This is a genomic window from Mesorhizobium sp. M1050 (genome assembly GCF_040318715.1).
GTDB lineage: Bacteria > Pseudomonadota > Alphaproteobacteria > Rhizobiales > Rhizobiaceae > Mesorhizobium.
Genome location: NZ_JAMYMV010000041.1, coordinates 19,361 through 40,805, shown reverse-complemented (window position 1 = coordinate 40,805; position 21,445 = coordinate 19,361). Strand labels below are relative to the sequence as shown.

The window sequence follows — 21,445 nt, the reverse complement described above, 5'->3', positions numbered from 1 at the left end:
GCACTGGCTTATCCCATTCGGGTATCTTGCTGGCTCCTGCGCTGCATAGCGCATCAATCGGCGACAGGAAACCGGCGCATACGTGACAATGCCATTTTGGCCAAAAAGTCGCGCATTGCGGTGCTGGGCGGCTGTTTTGCCCCGTCGAGGCGCAGCGCGCCCATGTTTTTAATTGTTCGACGGCTTGCTTATCGGCCATACTTCGAACCATGCGCTTTCCTGAGCCAGCCGGCTTTTCATCGACGCGCTTTCTTTTCACGCCCGGCCGTGTCTGCGGGGCGCTCCTTTTGGCCCCTCTGGTGCTGGCCCCGGGCCATGCCGCAGCGGACGAAGTGAAAGTATGGGCGGCAGGCGCCTACTCCTTCTCCGACGAGCTTGGCGGCTTCCACATCACCGGCGCTTCAGGCACTGGAACGAGAGACGATCCGCTGGTCATCACCGAAGAGCTGAATTCGTCAACGCCGGTGACCCTGACCATCCGCACGACAAAGCCGATCCAGGCTTTCGGCCCGGCCGGCGCATTCGCCAATGGCATCATGTATGTGCGCATCGACGTGCTCAACAACAGCGGCCAGGCCTGGATCGAATTCCAGTTCGAGCTGCAGGAGATGCTGAACCAGCCGAGCGTGTTCGGCGACGGACTTTCGTTCGACCAGCGCAACAAGACGCCCGACAACATCTGGTCGAGCAATTTCGCCGATTTCGACCGCGATTTCGAACCCTATGACCGGCTGCTGTTCCGGAATGGCAAGGTCGACCCGCTGAAAACCGCCAGATTCGAATTCTTGGTGACCGACTACACGCCGCGCTGGACCTTCTATCTGGTGCAGGATCCACGCATACCGACCGGGTAGAACAACCAGCCAGCCTTGCAAATTGCCGTCATGGGGGCGAATGTGCCGGCATGACTGCCGCTTCCCCACATAACAGACCAGACATTGCCGACCTGCTGGCCTTTTATGCCAGCGTGGGCGTCGACGAGGCGCTTGAAGACCAGCCGGTGAACCGGTTCGCCGAGATCGTGCCAAAGCCGGTCGAGCGTGCGCCGACGGCAACGCCCTCGGGCAATACCGCCGCGCAGCAGCGTTCGACGACCGTGTCTCGCCCCGAAGCCGTCGACAGGGCAAATGCACCACCCGTTGCACGCGCACCGTCGGCGACGGTTCCCGACGAAGCGCAGGCGGCGCTGGCCCGCCAGTTGGCAACGACGGCAACGACCCTGGACGAGCTTCGCCAGCACATGGCGGCGTTCGACGGCTGCAATCTCAAAGCCACGGCCAAGAACCTTGTGTTCGCCGACGGCAACCCGGAAGCCGCCGTGATGCTGGTCGGCGAGGCGCCGGGCCGCGACGAGGACATCGAGGGCCTGCCCTTCGTCGGCCGCTCGGGCCGGCTGCTCGACCGCATGCTGGCGGCGATTGGGCTCGACCGGACCTCGGTCTACATCGCCAACGTCATTCCGTGGCGGCCGCCGGGCAATCGCACGCCTACGCCGCACGAAACCGAGATCTGCCGGCCATTCATCGAGCGGCAGATCGAACTGGTCAATCCGAAGGTGCTGATCAACCTCGGCGGCCCATCGGCCAAGACCTTGCTCAACACCAGCGAAGGCATCCTGCGCCTGCGCGGCAACTGGCGCGTCCACACGACGGCATCCGGCGTCGCCATTCCCGCCATGCCAACGCTGCATCCCGCGTATCTGCTGCGAACGCCGTCGCACAAGAAGCTGGCGTGGCGGGATTTGCTTGAGGTGAAGGCGAAATTGCGGGCGATTGGCTAGACGCTTGGCGGCCCTCCCTTGTGGGAGAAGGACAGGACCATACCTCGCAGGTAATTGAAATGCGCTGCCCGCCGCTCTAACCATGCCTCCATGACATCAGCCCACAATACCGCCGGCAGCCTCATTCGCGAATGGCGGACGCGCCGACGAATGTCACAGCTCGAACTCGCCATGGAGGCCGAGATCTCACAGCGGCATTTGAGCTTCGTCGAAAGCGGCCGCGCCGCGCCCTCGCGCGACATGGTGCTGCATCTGGCCGAACAGCTTTCGATTCCGCTCAGGCAGCGCAACCAGTTGTTGCTCGCCGCCGGCTTTGCGCCGAGCTTCGGCGAACGCTCGCTGACCGACAAGACGCTGGCGCCGGCGATGGCCGCGGTCGAGATCGTGCTGAAGGGGCATGAGCCATTCCCGGCACTTGCTGTCGACCGCCACTGGAACCTGGTTTCGGCCAATGCCGCTATCGCTCCGTTCCTAGCCGATGTCAGCGAGCCGTCGCTGCTCAAGCCGCCGGTCAACGTGCTCCGCCTCAGCCTGCACCCCGGCGGCATCGCACCGCGCATCGTCAATCTCCAGGAATGGCGGATGCATCTGCTCGAGCGTCTCAAACACCAAATTGACGCCAGCGGCGACCCAGTGCTGGTCGATCTGGAGCGCGAGTTGCGCAGCTATCCGTCCGGTTTGAAAGGCAGCCGGCCGGCGCCGGTCGAGCGGAATGCCATCGTGCACCCGCTTAGGCTGGCGCATGGCGATCAGGTGCTGTCGTTCATCAACACCATCACGGTGTTTGGCACACCACTCGACGTAACACTGTCGGAACTGGCGATCGAATCGTTTTTCCCGGCCGATGAGCAGACGAGGACGGTTCTGGTACGCTTGGCGAAGGAGCGGGCAGAACGGTCGTAATCAGCCTTCTGGCAAAGACGCCTTGCGGGTGCGAGTGCGCTCCAGGCCAAGCTGGCGCTCGCGCCAGATGATGAATATCCCGGCGGCAACAACGATTAGGCCGCCGACAAGCATGTGAACCGTGGCAACGTCGCCGAAGACAAGATAGCCGACGACCAGACCAAGGATCATCGAGCTATATTCGAACGGCGCCACCACCGAGGCCTCGGCATGGCGATAGGCTGCCGTCATCAGAACCTGGCCGAGGCCGCCGCAGAAGCCGGCGGCAACCAGAAGAGCCGCCTGGAGCGGCGTCAGCATCCGCCAACCGAACGGCAGCGACAAGAGCGACATGACGCTCGCCGTCACCGAAAACCACAGCACGATGGTCGCGGTGCGTTCGCTTTGCACGAGATTGCGCACCAACAGCATGGCGACCGCCGAGATCGCCGCGGCGACAAGGGCGGCAATGACGCCAAGCACCTCCTGGTCGTCGAGCGCCTGGTCGGAACTGAGCAGTGTCAATTCCGGCCATGAGATGATCAGCACGCCGACCAGGCCGACCGCAACCGCGCTCCAGCGATAGACGCGGATGGTTTCACCGAGAAAGATCGAGCTGAATACCACCACCAGCAGCGGCTGCGCGTAGTTCAGCGTAATCGCCTCCGGCAGCGGCAGCCGGGTCAGCGCGAAAAAGCCGAGCCCCATGGCGCCGACGCCGACAAGGCCGCGGGCGATGTGGTTTAGCGGACGCTTGGTGGTGAAGGCAGTGCCGAGTTTTCCCTTGAAAGCCAAAAACGCGATAATCGGGAAGATCGCGAAGAAGGAACGGAAGAAGACGATCTGGCCGGCTGGAACGGTGCCTGCGGCCTTGATGCAGGTCTGCATGCCGACGAAGACGGCCACCGACACGATCTTGAGCATGATGCCGGTGAGCGTGTTGTGCCCGCCAGCATGGTCGCTGACTGTGGGGCTGCCGTGGGCGGCTTTCACGCTCCCACAGCTTCGCGGATGGTTGCCCAGATGCGCGCCGGCGTTGCCGGCATGTCGATGTGCCTGACGCCATACGCGCGCCAGAGCGCATCGGTGACCGCGTTGAGTGCGGCGGGAGTCGAGCCGATGGTGCCGGCCTCGCCTGCCCCCTTGATGCCGAGCGCATTTGTGGTCGAAGGCACGTTGCGGGTCTCGAAATGGAAGAACGGGAAATTGTCGGCGCGCGGCATGGCGTAGTCCATGAAGCTCGCCGTCAAAAGCTGTCCGTCCTCGCTGTAGATCGTGTCTTCGATCAGTGCCTGGCCGATGCCTTGCACGACACCGCCATGCACCTGGCCGGCGAGCAGGATCGGATTCACGCTGACGCCGAAATCGTCGACGATGGTGTAGCGGACGATCTCGGTGGCGCCGGTATCCGGGTCGATCTCGACCTCGCAGATATGGGTGCCGTTCGGGTAGGTGCATTCGTCCTGCACGAACTCGCCAAAGCCTTTGAGATCATCAGGCGTCTTGGCGGCCTTGGCGATGGTGGAAAAATCGATCGAGCGATCGGTGCCGACGATGCGGGCAGTGCCATCAGACAGCTCGATGTCGCCGGCCGAGGCTTCCAGCTCATCGGCAGCGATGCGCTTGATCTTGTTGGCAAGGTCTTCGCCGGCCCGCCATGCCGACACGCCGCCGAGCGGAACGGAGCGCGAGCCGCCGGTGCCGCCGCCAGCCTTCAGCTCGTCGGTGTCACCCTGGCGGACATGGATCTTGTCGATGTCGAGATTGAGCTTTTCCGACAGGAACTGCGCATAGGCAGTGGCGTGCCCCTGCCCGTTGGTCTGGGTGCCGATTTTCAGCGTCACCGTGCCGTCGCCGTTGAGTTCGACAAAGGCCGGTTCCGATCCGGGGAAAGCGCAAGCCTCGATATAGGTCGCCATGCCGAGGCCGCGGATCTTGCCGCCGGCTTTCGACTGCGCCAGCCGCGCCGGGAACGTTTTCCATTCAGACCGTTCGATGGCACGCTCCATATGGCCTTCGAATTCACCGGTGTCGTAGAGGCGACCGGTTTGGGTGCGGTAGGGAAACTGTTCCGGCCGAATGAAATTGCGGCGGCGGATCTCCTCGACGGGCAGGTCGAGATCATGGGCGCAGGCATCGACCAGCTTTTCCAGCAGGAACGCTGCCTCCGGTCTGCCGGCACCGCGATAGGCGTCGACCGGGCAGGTGTTGGTGTAGAGGCCGGTGACCGAGACGTCGAGCGCCTGGATATCATAGACGCCGGTCGACATGGTGACGCCGATATAGGGAATGAACGGGCCGTATTGCGAGATATAGGCGCCGATGTTGGCGAGCAGGTCCACCTTCATGCCGAGGAATCGGCCATCCTTGTCCAGCGCCATCTCGGCCGTCACGACATTGTCGCGCCCTTGCGCATCGGTCAGGAAGTGTTCGGTGCGGTCGCCGGCCCATTTGACCGGGCGGCCAAGCCGCTTTGCCGCCTCCAGCACCAGCGGATATTCGCGGTAGACGAAGGTCTTCGGCCCGAAGCCCCCGCCGACATCCGGCGTGATGACGCGCAGCTGATTCTTCTTGATCTTGAACAGGCCGGCCAGAATGTACTGCATGGAGTGCACGCCCTGCGACCCCGTGGTCAGCACGAAGCGGTTCTCCTCCACGTTCCACTCGCCGATTGCCGAGCGCGGCTCCATGTAGTTGCAGACCAGCCGGTTGTTGACGAATTCGATGCGCGTGACATGGGCGGCCTTGGCGAAAGCCGCGTCGGTCTTTTTCTTGTCACCCATGTGGTAGCTGAAGGCGCGGTTGGAACCGAGTTCCGGCCAGACCAGCGGCGCGCCTTCGGCAAGCGCCGCTGCCGTCCCGGAAGCCGCGTCTTCGCTGTCATAGTCGACATCGATCAGCTCCGCGGCGTCCTGCGCCAAGGCGCGACTCTCGGCGACAACAAAGGCAACGGCATCACCGACATAGTGGACCCGGTCGCGGCACAGGATCGGGATGTCGCGCGTCGGCGCCCTGGTGCCGTCCGGCTGTTCCTGCATGACGCCGGACCTGAGATCTCCCAGATGAGCAAGATCCTTGCCGGTCAGCACCAGATGCACACCAGGCGCCGTCTTCGCGGCCTCGGTCGAACCGAGGGTGAAGCTGGCCTTGGCGACCGGTGAGCGCAGGACATAGCCATGCAGGACCCCAGCCGGCTGGATATCGTCGGTATAGCGGCCCTGCCCCTGGATGAAGGCGGCATCCTCGCGCCGCAGCACGGATGCGCCCATGCCGAATTTCGGTGTGACGACGGTCATGAGTTGCCTCGTGATGATGACGGGAGAAGAACGCCTGAAATAGGCATTGCCTTAGTTTTGTCGAGGGGCCGTTTCGTGTAAAGAGCGCGGACTTCAAATTTCTTGGACAGCGGACACAATCCGCCGCCAACGCAATCGACAGGAAAGCCACGGAATGCGCACGGACACCGGCCAGGTCTTCAAGCTCGAAGACTATCGCCCCAACGACTACCTCATTCCGCAAACCAACCTCACCTTCCGCCTTTCGCCAGACGCAACGCGCGTCACCGCTTTGCTTACTGTCGAGCGACGTGACGGCGTCTCCATGTCGGCACCATTGGTGCTCGACGGTGACGGCCTGACGCTCAAGCGCATCGAGATCGACGGCAAGAAAGTAAAATCGTCGGATCTTCTGGCGAGCCCGGACCAGCTGACCATCCTCAAGCCGCCCGCCGCGCGTCGCTTCCAGTTGTTGATTGAGACCGAGCTGGCGCCGGCGGGCAATGAAGCCCTGATGGGCCTCTACCGCTCGAGCAATGTCTACTGCACGCAGTGCGAGGCCGAAGGCTTTCGCCGCATCACCTATTTCCTCGATCGCCCCGACATCCTGTCCGTCTACACCGTGCGGATCGAAGCGCTGCGTGACGAGGCGCCACTGCTTCTGTCCAACGGCAACCCGCTCGACAGAGGCGATCTCGGCGACGGCTGGCACTATGCCAGATGGCACGATCCTTTCCCCAAGCCATCCTACCTGTTCGCGCTGGTGGCCGGCAATCTCGGCCAGCTGGCCGACAGTTTCGTCACCCTGTCCGGCCGCACGGTCGAGCTCGGCATCTATGTCGAGCCCGGCAAGGAGAAGCTGGCCGGCTACGCGATGGACGCCCTGAAGCGGTCGATGAAATGGGACGAGGAGGCGTTCGGCCGGGAATACGATCTCGACGTCTTCAACATCGTCGCCGTGTCCGACTTCAACATGGGCGCGATGGAGAACAAGGGCCTAAACGTCTTCAACGACAAATATGTGCTAGCCGATCGCGAGACCGCGACGGACGCTGATTTCGCCAATATCGAGGCGATCATCGCGCATGAGTATTTCCACAATTGGACAGGCAACAGAATCACTTGCCGCGACTGGTTCCAGCTTTGCCTGAAGGAAGGGCTGACGGTCTTCCGCGACCACGAATTCTCCGCCGACCAGCGCTCGCGGGCGGTCAAGCGCATCGCCGAGGTGCGCACCTTGCGCGCCCACCAGTTTCCCGAGGATCAGGGCCCGCTGGCGCATCCGGTGCGGCCGCGCCGCTACCGCGAGATCAACAATTTCTACACGGCGACGGTCTACGAGAAAGGTTCCGAAGTTGTGCGAATGATCCGTACGATTCTCGGGGCCGAGGTCTTTCGCGCCGGCATGGACCTCTATTTCGAGCGGCACGACGGCGACGCGGCGACGATCGAGGATTTCATCAAAGTGTTCGAAGATGCATCCGGCCGCGACCTGTCGCAGTTCGCGCTCTGGTATCATCAGGCAGGAACGCCCAACCTGACGATCAGTTCGACGCACAATCCGGCCGCGCAAGAATTCACGCTCGAAATCGAGCAGTCGGTGCCGCCAACGCCTTCCGAAAGCCGCAAGCGGCTGATGCACATCCCGCTCGCCTTCGGCCTGATCGGCGCCGGCGGCAAGGCCGTGGAGTATAGCGGCGTCGAGGGCGCCAGCATCGAGGACGGCGTCATCCATGTCCGCAAGCGCCGCCACATGGTGCGGTTCTCAGGCGTCGCCGAACGCCCGGCCGTGTCGCTCAACCGAGGCTTTTCGGCGCCGGTGACGCTGTCGGTCGAGCAGAAAGCCGATGACCAGTTCTTCCTCGCCCGTCACGACAATGACGCCTTCTCGCGCTGGCAGGCCTTCAACACATTGCTGACAGATGCGCTGATATCAGCCTTCCGCGAGATCCTCGGCGGCAAGCAGCCCGACTTCGCGGCGCGGCTGACCGAACTCGCCGGCAGCATCGCCGGCGACGAAACGCTCGAACCGGCCTATCGGGCGCTGGCGCTGGCACTGCCGGGCGAAGCCGACATTGCCCGCGACATCGGCAGAAATATCGACCCCGACGCCATCTATGCGGCCCGCGAGGCGCTGGCGCTGGCGATCGGCACCGCAAAACGTGGCGCTTTTTCGAGCCTGTACCTCAGCCTTGCCGACAAGGCAGCGTTCAGCCCTGACGCGGCGAGCGCCGGGCGACGCGCCTTGCGCAATACCCTGCTGGATTATCTGTCGCTGCAGCCGGGCGGAGCGGCCCTCGCCGCCGGGCATTTCCAGTCTGCGACCAACATGACCGACCGCGCGGCCGCACTCGCCGTGCTCGCGCATCGTCAACATGGTTCGCCCGAGGCGATCAAGGCGCTCGCGGCTTTCGAGACGATCTATGGCTCCGACCCGCTGGTCATGGACAAATGGTTCCAGATCCAGGCCAGCGTCCCGGGACCGCAAACGGTCGACACAGTGAGGGCCCTGACCAACCACCCGGCCTTCTCGATGGGCAACCCGAACCGGGTACGGTCGTTGATCGGCACCTTCTCCAGTGCCAACCAGACCGGCTTCCACCGAGCCGACGGCGAAGGCTACCGGTTCTTTTCGCAAACAGTGCTCGAGGTCGAAAAGCGCAACCCGCAGGTGGCGGCAAGGCTGGCGACGGCGCTCAGATCGTGGCGTTCGCTTGAACCTTCGCGGCAGGCCAAAGCCCGGGAGGCGCTGCTTTCGATCGCCAACGCCGATAACCTGTCGGCGGATCTGAGGGATATCGTCGAGCGCACGCTGGCTTAGACTTGGCTTGCGCCCGAGGGAGGATCGGCCGTTTCGGCATTATTTTAGTCGATTTTTAATCTTTTTTCGCCGGGCCACTGGACAAGGCGAATCACCTTTGATTCTTTACTGACGATTCGGATGTGCGGCGTTTGCCGGATCAAAGCAGCATAGGCAAATTCGGGGAGTGCCATTTATGGCGAAGGCGGACGCGTGGGGCGCGCCCGAAGGGACGGCTTTTGCGCATCGCGAGACGCGCAGCGACGGTCTTGCCGGGAATACGCGGCTCATCGCCGAACCGGCGTACCGACGACTTCTGGCCGCCGAACCGCTGCTGCGCCGATCGATACCCGTCCTCATCATCACCTTCCTGATCGTCATCGCGGCGCTGCGCGTACTGTCGCTGCTGAACGAGCGCGACGATGTCGAGCGCAATGCCAAGGCGATCCTGACGCTGGCGGCGGGCCAACTGGCCAGTTCGCTCGCCACCACCTCGGACACGGTGCCTGGCGCCATCCAGGATCTGCTGGAGACCACAAGCCGTCAGGGTGCGATGGGCCGCAGCCATGTGCTCGTCATCACCGACGGTGCTTTCAAGATCATCGCGGTGACGCCGCGCTCGACCCCATGGCAAGGCCATTCGCTCGACGGCCTCGTCGAGGGCGGCCAACCCTTGTTCATGTTCGGCGATCGCGCCGGCGTCATGGAAGTTAACATTGACGGACGGGACTGGTATGCGGCGGTCAGCCTGGCAAATGGCCAGAAGGGTGCTGCGGCGGCCCTGGTGCCACAGGACGCGGTTTTCGAAGCCTGGCGCAAGACTGTTTCGCTGAACGTCACCCTGTTCGTGCTGACGGCCGGTGTGCTGATCGTCATTCTCTATGCCTATTTCGGCCAGGCAGCGCGCGCACAGGCGGCTGACCGCATCTACCTCGAAGCGCATCAGCGCATTGACATGGCACTGGTTCGCGGCCGCTGCGGCCTGTGGGACTGGGATATGGTGCGCGGCAAGATGTACTGGTCGCGATCGATGTATGACATGCTCGGCTACAAGCCCTGCGACACGATGCTGTCCTTCGGAGAGGTCGATCAGATCATCCACGCCGAGGACGGCGACCTGTTCGAGCTTGCCAATAGAATTGTCGCACGAGAGATCGACCACATAGACCAGGTGTTCCGGATGCGGCATGCCGACGGCCAATGGGTCTGGATGCGCGCACGCGCACAAGTCATCGATCCGGAAGCGCCGGAGATCCAGCTGATCGGGATCGCCGTAGACGTCACCGAACAGCGTCATCTGGCGCTGCGTTCCGAGGCCGCCGACCTTCGCCTCAGAACAGCGATCGAGAACATCAACGAATCCTTCGTGCTGTGGGATTCGGCGCAGCGCCTGATCATGTGCAATTCCAAATACCAGCAGGACAACGGGCTTTCGGACCGCGACGTGATGCCGGGCGTCACACGAGCGGCTCTTGAAGAACGCATGCAGGCCTTTGCTTCCGAGCGGCGGCTTGCCAACACCAGCGGACTGCAAGGCGGCGCCACTTTCGAGCGGCAGCTGGCCGATGGCCGCTGGCTGCAGGTCAACGAACTGAAGACCAGGGATGGCGGCATCGTCGCCGTCGGTTCAGATATCACCCAGATCAAGCTGCACCAGGAGAAGCTGGTCGACAGCGAGCGCCGGCTGATGGCGACGATCCATGATCTCAGCCTCGCGCGGCGGGCGGAAGAGGAGCGGTCGCGCGAACTGGTCGACCTCAACCGCAAATATATGAAGGAAACCGAACGCGCCGAGGCGGCGAACCGGGCCAAGTCCGAGTTCCTGGCCAACATGTCGCATGAGTTGCGCACGCCGCTGAACGCGATCATCGGCTTCTCCGAACTGATGGAACAGGGGCTGTTCGGCCCGCTCGGATCGGAGCGCTACGAGGAGTACGCGACCGACATCAACAGCAGCGGCAAATATCTGCTGGGCGTCATCAACGACATTCTCGACATGTCCAAGATCGAGGCTGGCCAGTTCTCGCTGGACCGCGAAGAGATCGACCTCGGCCCGCTGATCAGCGAAACCGTTCGCGTCGTATCGTTGCAGGCGGCGCAAAAGGCCATCACCGTGGAAACCCGCATCGCCGACGCGCTGACGCTGATCGCCGACCGCCGTGCGATCAAGCAGATCGTCATCAACCTTTTGTCCAATGCGGTGAAATTCACCGGCCAGGGAGGCCACATATCGGTCAGGGCCCGCAACACGTCCGCCGCGCTGGTGCTGACGATCGAGGACAATGGCTGCGGCATCCCCAAGGATGCGCTCGGCAAACTCGGACGGCCCTTCGAACAGGTGCAGAACCAGTTCTCCAAGAGTCACGCCGGGTCCGGCCTTGGCCTCGCCATCTCGCGCTCGCTGGCTGAACTCCAGGGCGGCGCGCTGAAGATCCGTTCGACCGAAGGTGTCGGCACGATCGTATCGGTGCGCATTCCGGTGAAGAAAGCCGCGTCGGCGATCAGGGCCGCGGCCTGAGCAGCAGGCTCCGGCCTGCACCGCCGGAGCCTACTCCAGACAGCCTCACTGCATATCGCTGTCTTCGCCGTCGTCACTCCATTGGCGGTGGCGGCCGAAGCGGCCGCCCTTCGGCAATTCGCCCTTTTCGATCTTGCCGTCATTGTTCCTGTCGAGCATCGCAAAGATTTTCTTCTCCCGACCGGCGATGTCGTCTGCCGTCAGGGTGCCGTCGCCCTTGGTGTCGTAGCGGGCGATGATGCGTTTGGCCATCTGCTCGAAGCGCGCCTTCTCCAGCGCCTCGGCGAGCTGGGCGACGGTCAGCTTGCCGCCATTGTCGGCGACGAGTTTCTTCAGCCGAGCGTTCATGGCGTCGGAGAACTGGTCGAAGGTGATGGTGCCGTTCGAATCCTTCATCGCCTTGTTGAGTCGCATCATCGTGCCCTCGCGCATTTTTGCGCTGACATTGTTTTCGGCGTAGGCCGCGGAGCCGACAGCACCGGCCAAGGCTAGGAAGGCAAGGGCAAGTTTGGTTGTCTTTCTCATGGTCTTCTCCTGTTGCATCGTCACCCCCGATGCGGTCCGAGACAGCCGCTCGTCGCGATCATCCCGTACGAAGCAAAAGGTCGAAATCTTTCCTGACCTTTTGCGACGTCTCTTTGAGATGTGCTTCCAGCACACCGAAATCCGGCAGGTCTGTCACCGCCAGAAGCAGATCCGAAAGCCCGGGCGGAACATCGTCGCGCTCGAAGGCTCCGGTGAGGCACAGCCGCGTCATCTGGGTCAGTGCCAGATAGAGCGCATAGGCATCGCCAAGCTCCTGCCTGACCCCGGCATCGGCGAAACCCGGCGCCAGATGCGACAGGATCTCGGCCGTACCGGTGGCGCGTGCAATTGGCACGGCCGGGGCACGTAACCCGGCCTCGACCTGCCCGGTGATCACAGCCACCTGAGCGATGAATTCGAGATCGATGAGGCCGCCGGGGATCAGTTTGATGTCCCAGAGATCGCGTGGCGGCTTTTCCTTTTCGATCATGGCGCGCATGTCCGAGGCCTCGGCCATCACTTTTGCCGCATCGCGCGGTTGGCCGAGCACCGCCGCCACTTCCGCCTCGACCTCGCTGCACAGGCTGGCGTCGCCGGCAATGGCACGCGCCCGCGAAAGCGCCATGTGCTCCCACGTCCAAGCCTCCTGGCGCTGGTACTTCTTGAAGGCATCGATATGGGTGGCCACCGGACCCTTGTTGCCCGATGGCCGCAAGCGCAGGTCGAGGTCGTAGAGAACGCCCTCCGCCGTCGGCGCGGACACCGCCGCGATCAGCCGCTGCGTCATGCGGGTGTAGTAATGCGAAGGCGCCAGCGGCTTATCGCCATCGGATTCCTCGGCATCCGGTGCGTGGTCGTAGAGCAGGATCAGGTCGACATCCGAGCCGGCGGTCAACTCTCGGCTGCCGAGTTTGCCCAGGCCGAGCAGGGAAACCACGCCCCCGGCAATCGTGCCGTGGCGCGCTGCGAATTCGGTTGTCACCGCCTGCAGCGCCGCCTCGATGGTAAGATCTGCCAGGTCGGAAAAGGCGTGGCCGGCGCGCACCGGGTCGATCGAGCCGGCCAGCAGCCGCACACCGATCAGGAATTTCTGCTCGGAGGCAAATATGCGCAGCCGGTCGAGCACGTCCTCATACGGCCGGTCGCCCTCGACGAAGGCGGAAAGCCGCGCCGACAGATAGGCGCGGTCCGGCAGCTCCGTCAGCAAGGCCGGATCCAGCAAACCGTCGAAAACATGCGGCCGGCGCGTGATGATCGCTGCCAGCCGGGGTGCCGCACCCATGATTGTCGCCAAAAGCTTGAGCAGGGCCGGATTGGACTGCAGCAGGGAAAACAGCTGGATGCCGGCCGGCAGGCCAGCGAGAAACTCATCGAAGCGCAACAGGGCCTCATCAGCCCTGCGCGTCTGGCCAAAGGACCGCAACAGCGCCGGCGTCAGTTCCGTCAGCCGCTCGCGTGCCTCCGCCGACTGGGTGACGCGATAGCGGCCGAAATGCCAGCCGCGAATGACGCGGCAGATGTCGCTTGGTCGCTGAAAGCCGAGACCGTGCAAGGTCCGCAACGTATCGGGATCGTCGACATCGCCGGTGAAGACCAAATTGCCGATGCCGGTTGAGAGTTCCGGCGCGGTTTCGAAGAGTGCCGCGTAATGGCGTTCGACCTGCTGCAGCGAAGCGCGGAACGCTTGGGAAAAGGCAGCAGAATCGGCAAAACCCAGCATGCGGGCGATTCGCTCCAGCCCCTCATCGTCATCCGGCAGCGTGTGCGTCTGCTCGTCGGCAACCATCTGCACGGCATGTTCGACACGGCGCAGGAACCAGTACTGGCGCGCCAGCGCGTCACGCGCATCGGTGGTGATCCAGCCACGCGCCGCGAGCTGGCCGAGCATCGGCACGGTCTCGCGGCCACGCAGTTCCGGAAAGCGTCCGCCGGCGATGAGCTGCTGGGTCTGGACGAAGAACTCGATTTCGCGGATACCGCCGCGCCCGAGCTTTACGTTGTGGCCCTTGACGGCGATCTCGCCATGACCCTTGTGGGCGTGGATCTGTCGCTTGATCGAATGGACGTCGGCAATCGCCGCGTAGTCCATGTATTTGCGCCAGATGTAGGGCTGGAGCTCCTTGAGGAAGGAGGCGCCCGCGGCCAGGTCACCGGCCACCGGACGCGCCTTGACCATGGCGGCGCGCTCCCAGTTCTGGCCGCGCGCTTCATAGTAGCGTAGTGCGGCCTCGACTGGGATCGCCAGCGGGGTTGAACCCGGATCGGGGCGCAGCCTCAGATCGGTGCGGAAAACATAACCGTGCTCGGTGCGATCCTGCAGGATACGAACCAGGCGGCGCGTCAGGCGGGAAAACAATTCGGTGGCGTCGAGCGGATCGATCACGGCCGGCGCTTCCGGATCGAAGAAAACCACGAGATCGATGTCAGAGGAGAAATTCAGCTCGTGCGCGCCAAGCTTGCCCATGCCGAGCAGGATCCAGCCCGATTTCTTCGATGGCCTGTCGAGATCCGGCAGTTTGAGCTTGCCCTGGCCATGCGCGTCGCGCAGCAGGAAGTCGACGGCCGCACGGGTGCAAGCATCGGCAAGGTCGCTCAACCGCCGAACCGTCAGCGCCGTTTCGGCCTCGCCGGCAAGATCAGCCAGCGCGATCAGGAAATGTGCCTCGGCCTTGCACTGGCGAAGTTCGCTCATGAGCCCGGCTTCCGATACCTCCTCGGCCAATGGCGCCTGGTCGATGGTGGCGCCGATCGCTTTCAGCCTTACCTCGACCGTCTGCTCGAACAGCCCATCTAGAATCCGTGGCCGGCGACGTGCCGTATCGCGCAGGAAGGGCGACAGATCGAAGATGGCTGCCAAGAGATCCTGGCCCTCCCCTTTACGGGCCAGGAACTTGGCCAGCCTTGTCAGCCCCTCTTCGCCTGCGGCGGAGGCGATCTCGGCCATTTCTTGCCGCGCCCGGTCCTCGTCTAACGGGGCAAGACTGATCGCCGGCTTCAGCAGCCAGTCCGTCACCCTCGCAGCCGTGCTCATCAGTGATCCTCCCGTGCCGGGAAACTCATGACCACAGACAGTCCAGGATTGCCGGGCGAGAGATCAAGCCGGCCATTGTGGAACGTCATGACGGCCTTGGCGAGGCTGAGGCCAAGGCCGGAACCCGGCTGCGATCGGCTTTTTTCCAACCGCACGAAACGTTCCGTCGCGCGGGCACGGTCGGCGTCGTCGGGGATGCCGTGGCCATTGTCGATGACCGAGAGCCGAACATCCGTGCCGGCTCGCTCGAGGGCTACGCGCACAGCCGGCTGAGCGGCGTCAGTCGAATATTTGATGGCGTTGTCGACGATGTTCGACAGCGCCTGGCCGATCAGTTCGCGGTTGCCATTGACGAAAACCGTCTCCCGCACGTCGGTCTTAAGCGAGACGCCCGCCTCCTCCGCCACCGGCTCGTAGAGTTCGACGACATCGCGAACGGCCTCGGAAAGATCGACGCGGTCGATGTTCTCCGAGGAGTAGCCAGCCTCAAGCCGGGAGATCATCAGGATGGCATTGAAGGTCTTTATCAGTTGGTCGGACTCGGCGATGGTGCCTTCCAGTGCCTGACGGTAGTCGGCGGTCTTGTGCTTGCCCGAAAGCGCCGCTTCTGCCCGGTTGCGCAGCCGCGTCAGCGGCGTCTTCAGATCATGCGCGATGTTGTCAGAAACCTGCTTCAAGCCTTCGTTGAGCGTGGCGATCCTGGCCAGCATCACATTGAGGTTTTCGGAAAGCCGGTCGAACTCGTCGCCGGTCCCGGTCACCGGCAGCCGGCCGGTCAGGTCGCCACCCATGATGCGGCGGCTGGCCTCCGACACACTGTCGATGCGCTTCAGCGCCGCGCGGCCGACGAAGAACCAAATCAGCAGCCCGCCAAGCCCCATCATGCCGAGCGCCAGCATCAGGGCGCGACGGATCACGGCGCGAAAACGCTCCGGCTCACCGAGGTCACGGCCGACCAGCATGATCATCTGATTTGGCAGCCGCAGCACCAGCGCAATGGCATTGTGGCCCGTTTCGCCCTGGGCCTGCGGGTCGTTCTGCTCGGTTTGGTTGGTACCCTGCTCGGCGGGCAGATTGCGCAGACGCTCGAGCTCTCCTTCGCCAAAGCGCTGATAGGAGAACGGGCTGCTGGTCCAACCTTCGGTTTCGAGAACGCCTGGTTCAAGGCTCTGCACATTGCCGGTCAGAATCTGGCCGTTGGCGTCGGCGATCAGATAGAGGTTTGCGCCGGGCTGGCGCGAGCGCGCCTCGACCACACGGACCAGCACCGGCAGGCCGCCGCGTTGATAGGCGCGAGCCAGACCGAGCACCTCGTCATTGATGGTGTCCTGGGTCTGCGCCGTCAGCATGCGCGCCGATAGGGAGGTCATGTAGAAGACGAGCGCCACCGCGCAGAGCGCGAAGAGCAGGAGATAGAGCGCCGAAAGCCGCGCTGCCGTCGTCTTCATGATGGCTGGCACGGAAAGAGCCATGCCGCCGCTAACTGCTCTTCAGCATGTAGCCGGCGCCGCGAACCGTATGCAGGATGGGCTTGTCGAAGCCCTTCTCGATCTTGCCGCGCAGCCGCGAGACATGGACGTCAATGACATTGGTCTGTGGATCGAAATGATAGTCCCAGACATTTTCGAGCAGCATGGTGCGCGTCACCACCTGGCCGGCATGGCGCATCAGATACTCTAGCAGGCGGAATTCACGTGGCTGCAGCGTGATCTCGCGCCCCGCGCGACGGACCGAATGCGACAGCCTGTCGAGTTCGAGATCGCCGACGCGGTAGACGGTTTCGGCTTCCTTGGCGCTGGCGCGGCGGTTCAGCACCTCGACGCGGGCCAGAAGCTCGGAAAAGGCATAGGGCTTGGTCAGGTAGTCGTCGCCGCCGGCGCGCAGGCCGGTGACCCGGTCATCGACTTCGCCGAGCGCCGACAGGATCAGCACCGGGGTCGTGTTGCCCCTGGATCGCAGACCGGCAATGACCGACAGGCCGTCACGGCGCGGCATCATCCGGTCGATGACCATCACGTCGTAGTCGCCGGCATCGGCGAGCGCGAAGCCGGTTTCGCCGTCACCGGCGACATGCGCGGTGTGACCGGCCTCGGTAAAGGCTTTCTGCAAGTAATCCGCAGCCTCGCGATCGTCTTCTATGACGAGAATCTTCATAGGACTGTTATACGCGATTTCGCCGGAACGTTGAGTGGCAGACATCTGCATTGTGGCCTTTGCCAAAGCGCATCGAGATCAAGATCATCCGAAGCCGTACGCGATAAAGTCCTTGTCCCCGTTGTGGTTGCGCCAAGACCGCCGGAACGCTTTCAGCCGAAATATCAGGCTTTCAGACGATAGTGCGGCAGCGGGCGATGGGAGCCCGCTGCCGCCGGGGGAGAGCACGATGACTGACTAACGCGCTCCTCCACGCTTTCCCGTGCGGCGGCTCGGGGGTGTTTGAAACGGCCGCACGGGAAAAGTCGAACAGCGTCAGCCCTTGGCGACGGGCAGTGCGACGAAACGATTGGTGTCGTCGCGGGTTATCTGCATCAGCACCGCCTTGCGGCCGGATTTGACTGCGTCGGTCATCGCCTTGGTGACGTCGTCTGTGCCGTTCACCTCGGTCGAATTGACTGATGTGATGACGTCGCCTGGCTGGATACCACGATCGGCGGCATCGCTGTCGGGGTCGACGTCGGTCACCACAAGCCCCTTGCCGTTTTCGGACTTGGTGACGGTCAGGCCGAGATCGGCCAGAGTGTCGGGCTTGGCCGGAGCGGGCGGCTGCGGCTGGTCGGCTGATGCCTGCTTGTCACTGGTCGGTAGAGTGCCGAGATCGACCTTGACCGTTTGGCTCTTGCCGTCGCGCCACACCGTGACGTCGACAGATTTGCCGGGCGAAAAGGCGCCGATCAGGCGTGCCAGTTCCTTCGGCGAAGCAACGTCCTTGCCGTCGACCTGGGTGATCACGTCACCGGCGGTGATACCGGCCTTCTTGCCGGGGCCGTTGTCCTGGGCGCTGGAAACCAGCGCGCCGTTGTTGGACTTCAGACCGAGCGATTCGGCGATGTCGGACGTGACCGGCTGGATTTCGACGCCGAGCCAGCCGCGCTGCACCGAACCACTCTTCATCAGGTCCTGAACGACCTGTTTGGCGGTCGAAGCGGGAATGTCGAAGGCGATGCCGACGCTGCCGCCAGACGGCGAGAAGATCGCGGTGTTGATGCCGACGACCTGGCCGTTGAGGTTGAAGGTCGGGCCACCCGAATTGCCACGGTTGACCGACGCATCGATCTGGATGAAGTCGTCATAAGGGCCGGCGCCAATGTCGCGGCCGCGGGCCGAGACGATGCCGGCGGTGACGGTGCCGCCGAGGCCGAACGGATTGCCGACGGCCACCACCCAGTCGCCAACGCGGACCTTGGAATCATCCGCGAAGTCGACATAGGTAAACTTGCCGACACCATCGACCTTGAGCACGGCGAGATCGGTGCGCGGGTCGGTGCCAATCAGCTTGGCATCGAGTTCCTTGCCGTCATTCATCACCACGGTGAAGGCCGAGCCTTCCGAAACGACATGGTTGTTGGTGACGAGATAGCCGTCATCGGAGATGAAGAAGCCGGATCCCTGCGCAACCGGCCGCGGCTGGTCGTTATTGTGGTCGCGGTGGCTGAAACGCCTGTTACCGTCCTGACCGTTCTGGTCGCCAAAGCCGCGGAATTCCTTGAAGAAGCGGCGCAGCTGCGGGTTATCGGGCATGTTGTTCATGCCGTCCGGATCGTCGGACTGGTCTGAGCCATCATCGGCCGCCGGGCTGATCTTGGCCTTTACCTTGACGCTGACAACGGCGGGAGAAACGCGCTCGACGACATCGGCGAAGCCTGGCACCTGCGGCGCCTCGATGCGCACGGCGTCGGCCAGAACAGGGCTGGTTCCACTGGTCAACGCGCCGACGCCGATCGCACCGGCCACCGCGATGGACGCGACGGCAGCCATGAGACGCTTGCGGGTGACGGAATATGAATTGGGGGCAATATTCATGGTTCTCGTATCCTCTTTTCAAATGGACGCTGCGTGATCGGCATCCTCGGGAAGAGAGAATTAGAGAGGCGCACATTACAGCGCCATTTCCGACACATGAAACTTTGGTAATGTTCAGCAGCGACCGCGGCGTCAGTCGCGGCGCAATATTGCGTCCAACGATGCCTGCTCTTCGGCGGAGAGGGATTTTGTGGCCAGCGTGCGGCGCGACCGCGCGGTCAGCACGATGAAAACGCCTCCCACCAGCAACAGCAGGACTGGCGTGCCCCACAACAACGCATTGCGCAGATCGAAACGCGGCTTCAGCAGCACGAACTCGCCATAGCGGGAGACGACGTAATCCATCACCTGCTGGTCGGTATCGCCGGCGACGAGGCGCTGGCGCACAAGGATGCGCAGGTCACGGGCAAGGTCGGCGTCGGATTCGTCGATCGACTGGTTCTGGCAGACCATGCAGCGCAGGCCCTCCGACAGCGCCCGCGCTCGTGCCTCGAGCGCCGGATCGGGCAGCATCTCGTCAGGCTTCACCGCCATTGCCGTGCCGGCGAAGAACAGCGCCAACAGCAGGACGATCGAGGTCAGCGAAAGCCGTGTGCTCATGGCGGGCCCGCGGATGTTACCGCGCTCGCTTGCTTGCGTCGCCGCGACGGCGCGCCGACGCGAAGGCGCCGGTCCATCAGCGACATCGCCGCGCCCGCCATCATCACCAGGCCGCCGCCCCAGATCAACGTCACCAGCGGCTTCCACCACAGACGCACCACGACGGAACCGTCATTGCCCTCGTCGCCAAGCGAGAGGTAGAGCTGAGAGAGACCGATCGTCCTGATGCCGGATTCAGTCGTCGTCATCTGCCGCACCGGATAAAACCGCTTGGCGGAGCTGATTTCGCCAACAGGACTGCCGCTGACGCCGATCAGCTCGAAGCGGCCGCGATCCTCGCTGTAGTTCGGCCCCTGGGCCGGATAAAGCCCGACGAAACGCACCGTATGGCCGGAGAGTTCGACGGTCTCGCCGGCATGCATCGACAGGATCTTCTCGGTGCCGAAGCAAAGCGTGCCGACGATGCCGAGCGTGGTCAGGCCAAGGCCAAGATGAGCGAAGGCGGTGCCGAAAACCGAGCGCGGCAGGCCGAGCAGGCGCCTGACCACGATCCCCGGCGCAACATTGCCAAAGCCCGATTTGACGGCAAGGTCAGTGAGCGCCCCGAGGATCAGCCAGACGGCGAGGCCGACGCCCAGGGCCGCAAACACCGACGCGCCGTCGATGAACAAAGCGGTGACCAGCGTTGCCAGGAGGGCCGCGGCGAACGCCACCATCAGCCGCTGCGCGACGGCGAAAACATCGCCGCGCTTCCAGGCCAGCAGCGGCCCGAACGGAACCACCAGCAGCAGCGGCACCATCAAGGGTCCGAAGGTGAGGTTGAAGAACGGCGCGCCGACCGAGATCTTGTCGGCTGAAAAGGCCTCGACGGCAAGCGGATAGAGCGTGCCGACGAGCACGGTCGCGGCTGCCGTGGTCAGGAACAGGTTGTTGAGGACGAGCGCGCCTTCGCGCGAAATCGGGTGAAACAGGCCGCCGGCCGTCAGACGCGAGGCGCGCAACGCAAACAGCGCCAGCGAGCCGCCGATGAACAGTGTCAGGATGCACAGGATGAAGACGCCGCGTGTCGGATCGGTGGCGAAGGCGTGGACCGAAGTCAAGACGCCCGAACGCACCAGGAACGTGCCGAGCAGCGACAGCGAAAAGGTGAGGATGGCGAGCAGCAGCGTCCAGATCTTCAGCGCCGAGCGCTTTTCCATGACGATCGCCGAATGGAGCAGCGCTGTGCCGGACAGCCACGGCATGAAGGAGGCGTTCTCGACCGGATCCCAGAACCAGAAACCGCCCCAACCGAGTTCGTAGTAGGCCCAGTAGGATCCCATGGCGATTCCGCCGGTCAGGAACATCCAGGCGACCAACGTCCACGGCCGCACCCAGCGTGCCCAGGACGCGTCGATGCGTCCTTCGATGAGAGCGGCGACCGAAAAGGAAAAGCAGATCGAGAAGCCGACATAGCCGAGATAGAGGAAGGGCGGGTGGATGGCGAGGCCGAGATCCTGGAGGATCGGGTTGAGATCGCGGCCCTCGATCGGCGCCGGATTGAGCCGGATGAACGGATTGGACGTCGCCAGGATGAACAGGAAGAAGGCGGCGCCGATGGCACCCTGCACGGCAAGCACGTTGGCGCGCAGCGTCGCCGGCAGATTTGACCCGAAGGCGGCGACAAGGGCGCCGAAGAAGGTCAGGATCAGCACCCAGAGCAGCATCGAGCCTTCGTGATTGCCCCAGGTTCCGGTGATCTTGTAGATCAGCGGTTGCAGCGAATGCGAGTTTTCCCACACACTCGCCACCGAGAAATCAGAGCTTGCGTAAGCGCTCGCCAACGCCACGAAGGACAGCGCCGTCAGGGCAAAGCCGGTCACCGCGACTGGCCCACCGACCGCCATCAGGCGCTGGTTGTTCAGACGTGCGCCAAACAGCGGCACGAGCGTCTGCACAAGCGACAGCGCAAACGCCAGGACCAAGGCGAAATGTCCGGTTTCAACCATGGCTGTAATTCACTCTTGCTCTCCTG

At 63.4% G+C, this 21,445-nt stretch carries 14 protein-coding genes; 5 read left to right on the top strand and 9 right to left on the bottom strand.

Going from position 1 to position 21,445, the window contains the following annotated elements; genetic code table 11:
• Window positions 1–209 precede the first annotated feature (209 nt).
• The 3 genes from NKH57_RS21310 to NKH57_RS21300 all read left to right on the top strand — a co-directional run bounded on the left by NKH57_RS21310 (window position 210) and on the right by NKH57_RS21300 (window position 2,683).
• Entirely contained in the window at window positions 210–854 is a 645-nt protein-coding gene (locus NKH57_RS21310) for a hypothetical protein (protein ID WP_352946957.1), read from the top strand.
• Between the two features lie 50 nt (window positions 855–904).
• The gene (locus tag NKH57_RS21305) at window positions 905–1,780 is read left to right on the top strand and encodes a uracil-DNA glycosylase (protein WP_352946954.1); all 876 of its coding nucleotides are present in this window, start codon (window positions 905–907) and stop codon (window positions 1,778–1,780) included.
• Between the two features lie 90 nt (window positions 1,781–1,870).
• On the top strand, window positions 1,871–2,683 hold the full coding sequence (locus NKH57_RS21300) for a helix-turn-helix domain-containing protein (RefSeq protein WP_352946952.1): 813 nt from the start codon (window positions 1,871–1,873) through the stop codon (window positions 2,681–2,683).
• On the opposite strand, the gene NKH57_RS21295 is transcribed toward NKH57_RS21300, so the two are convergent.
• Window positions 2,684–3,586, bottom strand: coding sequence for a DMT family transporter (locus NKH57_RS21295; protein WP_352947000.1), 903 nt, complete (start codon window positions 3,584–3,586; stop codon window positions 2,684–2,686).
• 65 nt (window positions 3,587–3,651) lie between these two features.
• Entirely contained in the window at window positions 3,652–5,958 is a 2,307-nt protein-coding gene (locus tag NKH57_RS21290) for a xanthine dehydrogenase family protein molybdopterin-binding subunit (RefSeq protein ID WP_352946949.1), read from the bottom strand.
• Between the two features lie 154 nt (window positions 5,959–6,112).
• Between NKH57_RS21290 and pepN the strand changes: the two genes are divergently transcribed.
• Both pepN and NKH57_RS21280 read left to right on the top strand, forming a co-directional pair.
• Window positions 6,113–8,758, top strand: coding sequence for an aminopeptidase N (pepN, locus tag NKH57_RS21285; protein ID WP_352946947.1), 2,646 nt, complete (start codon window positions 6,113–6,115; stop codon window positions 8,756–8,758).
• Window positions 8,759–8,933: 175 nt separating this feature from the next.
• Entirely contained in the window at window positions 8,934–11,255 is a 2,322-nt protein-coding gene (locus tag NKH57_RS21280) for a PAS domain-containing sensor histidine kinase (RefSeq protein WP_023760448.1), read from the top strand.
• 45 nt (window positions 11,256–11,300) lie between these two features.
• On the opposite strand, the gene NKH57_RS21275 is transcribed toward NKH57_RS21280, so the two are convergent.
• The 7 genes from NKH57_RS21275 to NKH57_RS21245 all read right to left on the bottom strand — a co-directional run bounded on the left by NKH57_RS21275 (window position 11,301) and on the right by NKH57_RS21245 (window position 21,419).
• Complete coding sequence (locus tag NKH57_RS21275) at window positions 11,301–11,780, bottom strand: EF-hand domain-containing protein (RefSeq protein WP_352829821.1); 480 nt, start codon at window positions 11,778–11,780, stop codon at window positions 11,301–11,303.
• Window positions 11,781–11,838: 58 nt separating this feature from the next.
• Window positions 11,839–14,811, bottom strand: a complete 2,973-nt coding sequence (locus NKH57_RS21270) for a bifunctional [glutamine synthetase] adenylyltransferase/[glutamine synthetase]-adenylyl-L-tyrosine phosphorylase (RefSeq protein ID WP_352829823.1) — start codon at window positions 14,809–14,811, stop codon at window positions 11,839–11,841.
• A complete protein-coding gene (locus NKH57_RS21265) occupies window positions 14,811–16,283 on the bottom strand; it encodes a sensor histidine kinase (RefSeq protein WP_352829824.1) in 1,473 nt (490 codons plus the stop codon). Before NKH57_RS21265 ends, NKH57_RS21270 begins: the two co-directional genes overlap by 1 nt.
• Before the next feature lie 7 nt (window positions 16,284–16,290).
• A complete protein-coding gene (locus NKH57_RS21260; protein ID WP_352599287.1) occupies window positions 16,291–16,965 on the bottom strand; it encodes a response regulator transcription factor in 675 nt (224 codons plus the stop codon).
• A 315-nt stretch (window positions 16,966–17,280) separates the two neighbouring features.
• Complete coding sequence (locus NKH57_RS21255; protein WP_352946942.1) at window positions 17,281–18,831, bottom strand: Do family serine endopeptidase; 1,551 nt, start codon at window positions 18,829–18,831, stop codon at window positions 17,281–17,283.
• A gap of 132 nt (window positions 18,832–18,963) precedes the next feature.
• Window positions 18,964–19,431 (bottom strand): cytochrome c-type biogenesis protein, encoded by a 468-nt coding sequence (locus NKH57_RS21250; RefSeq protein WP_352829830.1) that lies wholly within the window; start codon window positions 19,429–19,431, stop codon window positions 18,964–18,966.
• A complete protein-coding gene (locus NKH57_RS21245) occupies window positions 19,428–21,419 on the bottom strand; it encodes a heme lyase CcmF/NrfE family subunit (protein ID WP_352829832.1) in 1,992 nt (663 codons plus the stop codon). Before NKH57_RS21245 ends, NKH57_RS21250 begins: the two co-directional genes overlap by 4 nt.
• Between the last annotated feature and the right edge of the window lie 26 nt (window positions 21,420–21,445).

Bases quoted from the DNA above. Each gene is read 5' to 3' on its own strand.
- NKH57_RS21310 (WP_352946957.1), top strand. From the start codon at position 210: ATGCGCTTTCCTGAGCCAGCCGGCTTTTCATCGACGCGCTTTCTTTTC.
- NKH57_RS21305 (WP_352946954.1), top strand. From the start codon at position 905: ATGACTGCCGCTTCCCCACATAACAGACCAGACATTGCCGACCTGCTG.
- NKH57_RS21300 (WP_352946952.1), top strand. From the start codon at position 1,871: ATGACATCAGCCCACAATACCGCCGGCAGCCTCATTCGCGAATGGCGG.
- NKH57_RS21295 (WP_352947000.1), bottom strand. From the start codon at position 3,586: ATGCTCAAGATCGTGTCGGTGGCCGTCTTCGTCGGCATGCAGACCTGC.
- NKH57_RS21290 (WP_352946949.1), bottom strand. From the start codon at position 5,958: ATGACCGTCGTCACACCGAAATTCGGCATGGGCGCATCCGTGCTGCGG.
- pepN (WP_352946947.1), top strand. From the start codon at position 6,113: ATGCGCACGGACACCGGCCAGGTCTTCAAGCTCGAAGACTATCGCCCC.
- NKH57_RS21280 (WP_023760448.1), top strand. From the start codon at position 8,934: ATGGCGAAGGCGGACGCGTGGGGCGCGCCCGAAGGGACGGCTTTTGCG.
- NKH57_RS21275 (WP_352829821.1), bottom strand. From the start codon at position 11,780: ATGAGAAAGACAACCAAACTTGCCCTTGCCTTCCTAGCCTTGGCCGGT.
- NKH57_RS21270 (WP_352829823.1), bottom strand. From the start codon at position 14,811: ATGAGCACGGCTGCGAGGGTGACGGACTGGCTGCTGAAGCCGGCGATC.
- NKH57_RS21265 (WP_352829824.1), bottom strand. From the start codon at position 16,283: ATGGCTCTTTCCGTGCCAGCCATCATGAAGACGACGGCAGCGCGGCTT.
- NKH57_RS21260 (WP_352599287.1), bottom strand. From the start codon at position 16,965: ATGAAGATTCTCGTCATAGAAGACGATCGCGAGGCTGCGGATTACTTG.
- NKH57_RS21255 (WP_352946942.1), bottom strand. From the start codon at position 18,831: ATGAATATTGCCCCCAATTCATATTCCGTCACCCGCAAGCGTCTCATG.
- NKH57_RS21250 (WP_352829830.1), bottom strand. From the start codon at position 19,431: ATGAGCACACGGCTTTCGCTGACCTCGATCGTCCTGCTGTTGGCGCTG.
- NKH57_RS21245 (WP_352829832.1), bottom strand. From the start codon at position 21,419: ATGGTTGAAACCGGACATTTCGCCTTGGTCCTGGCGTTTGCGCTGTCG.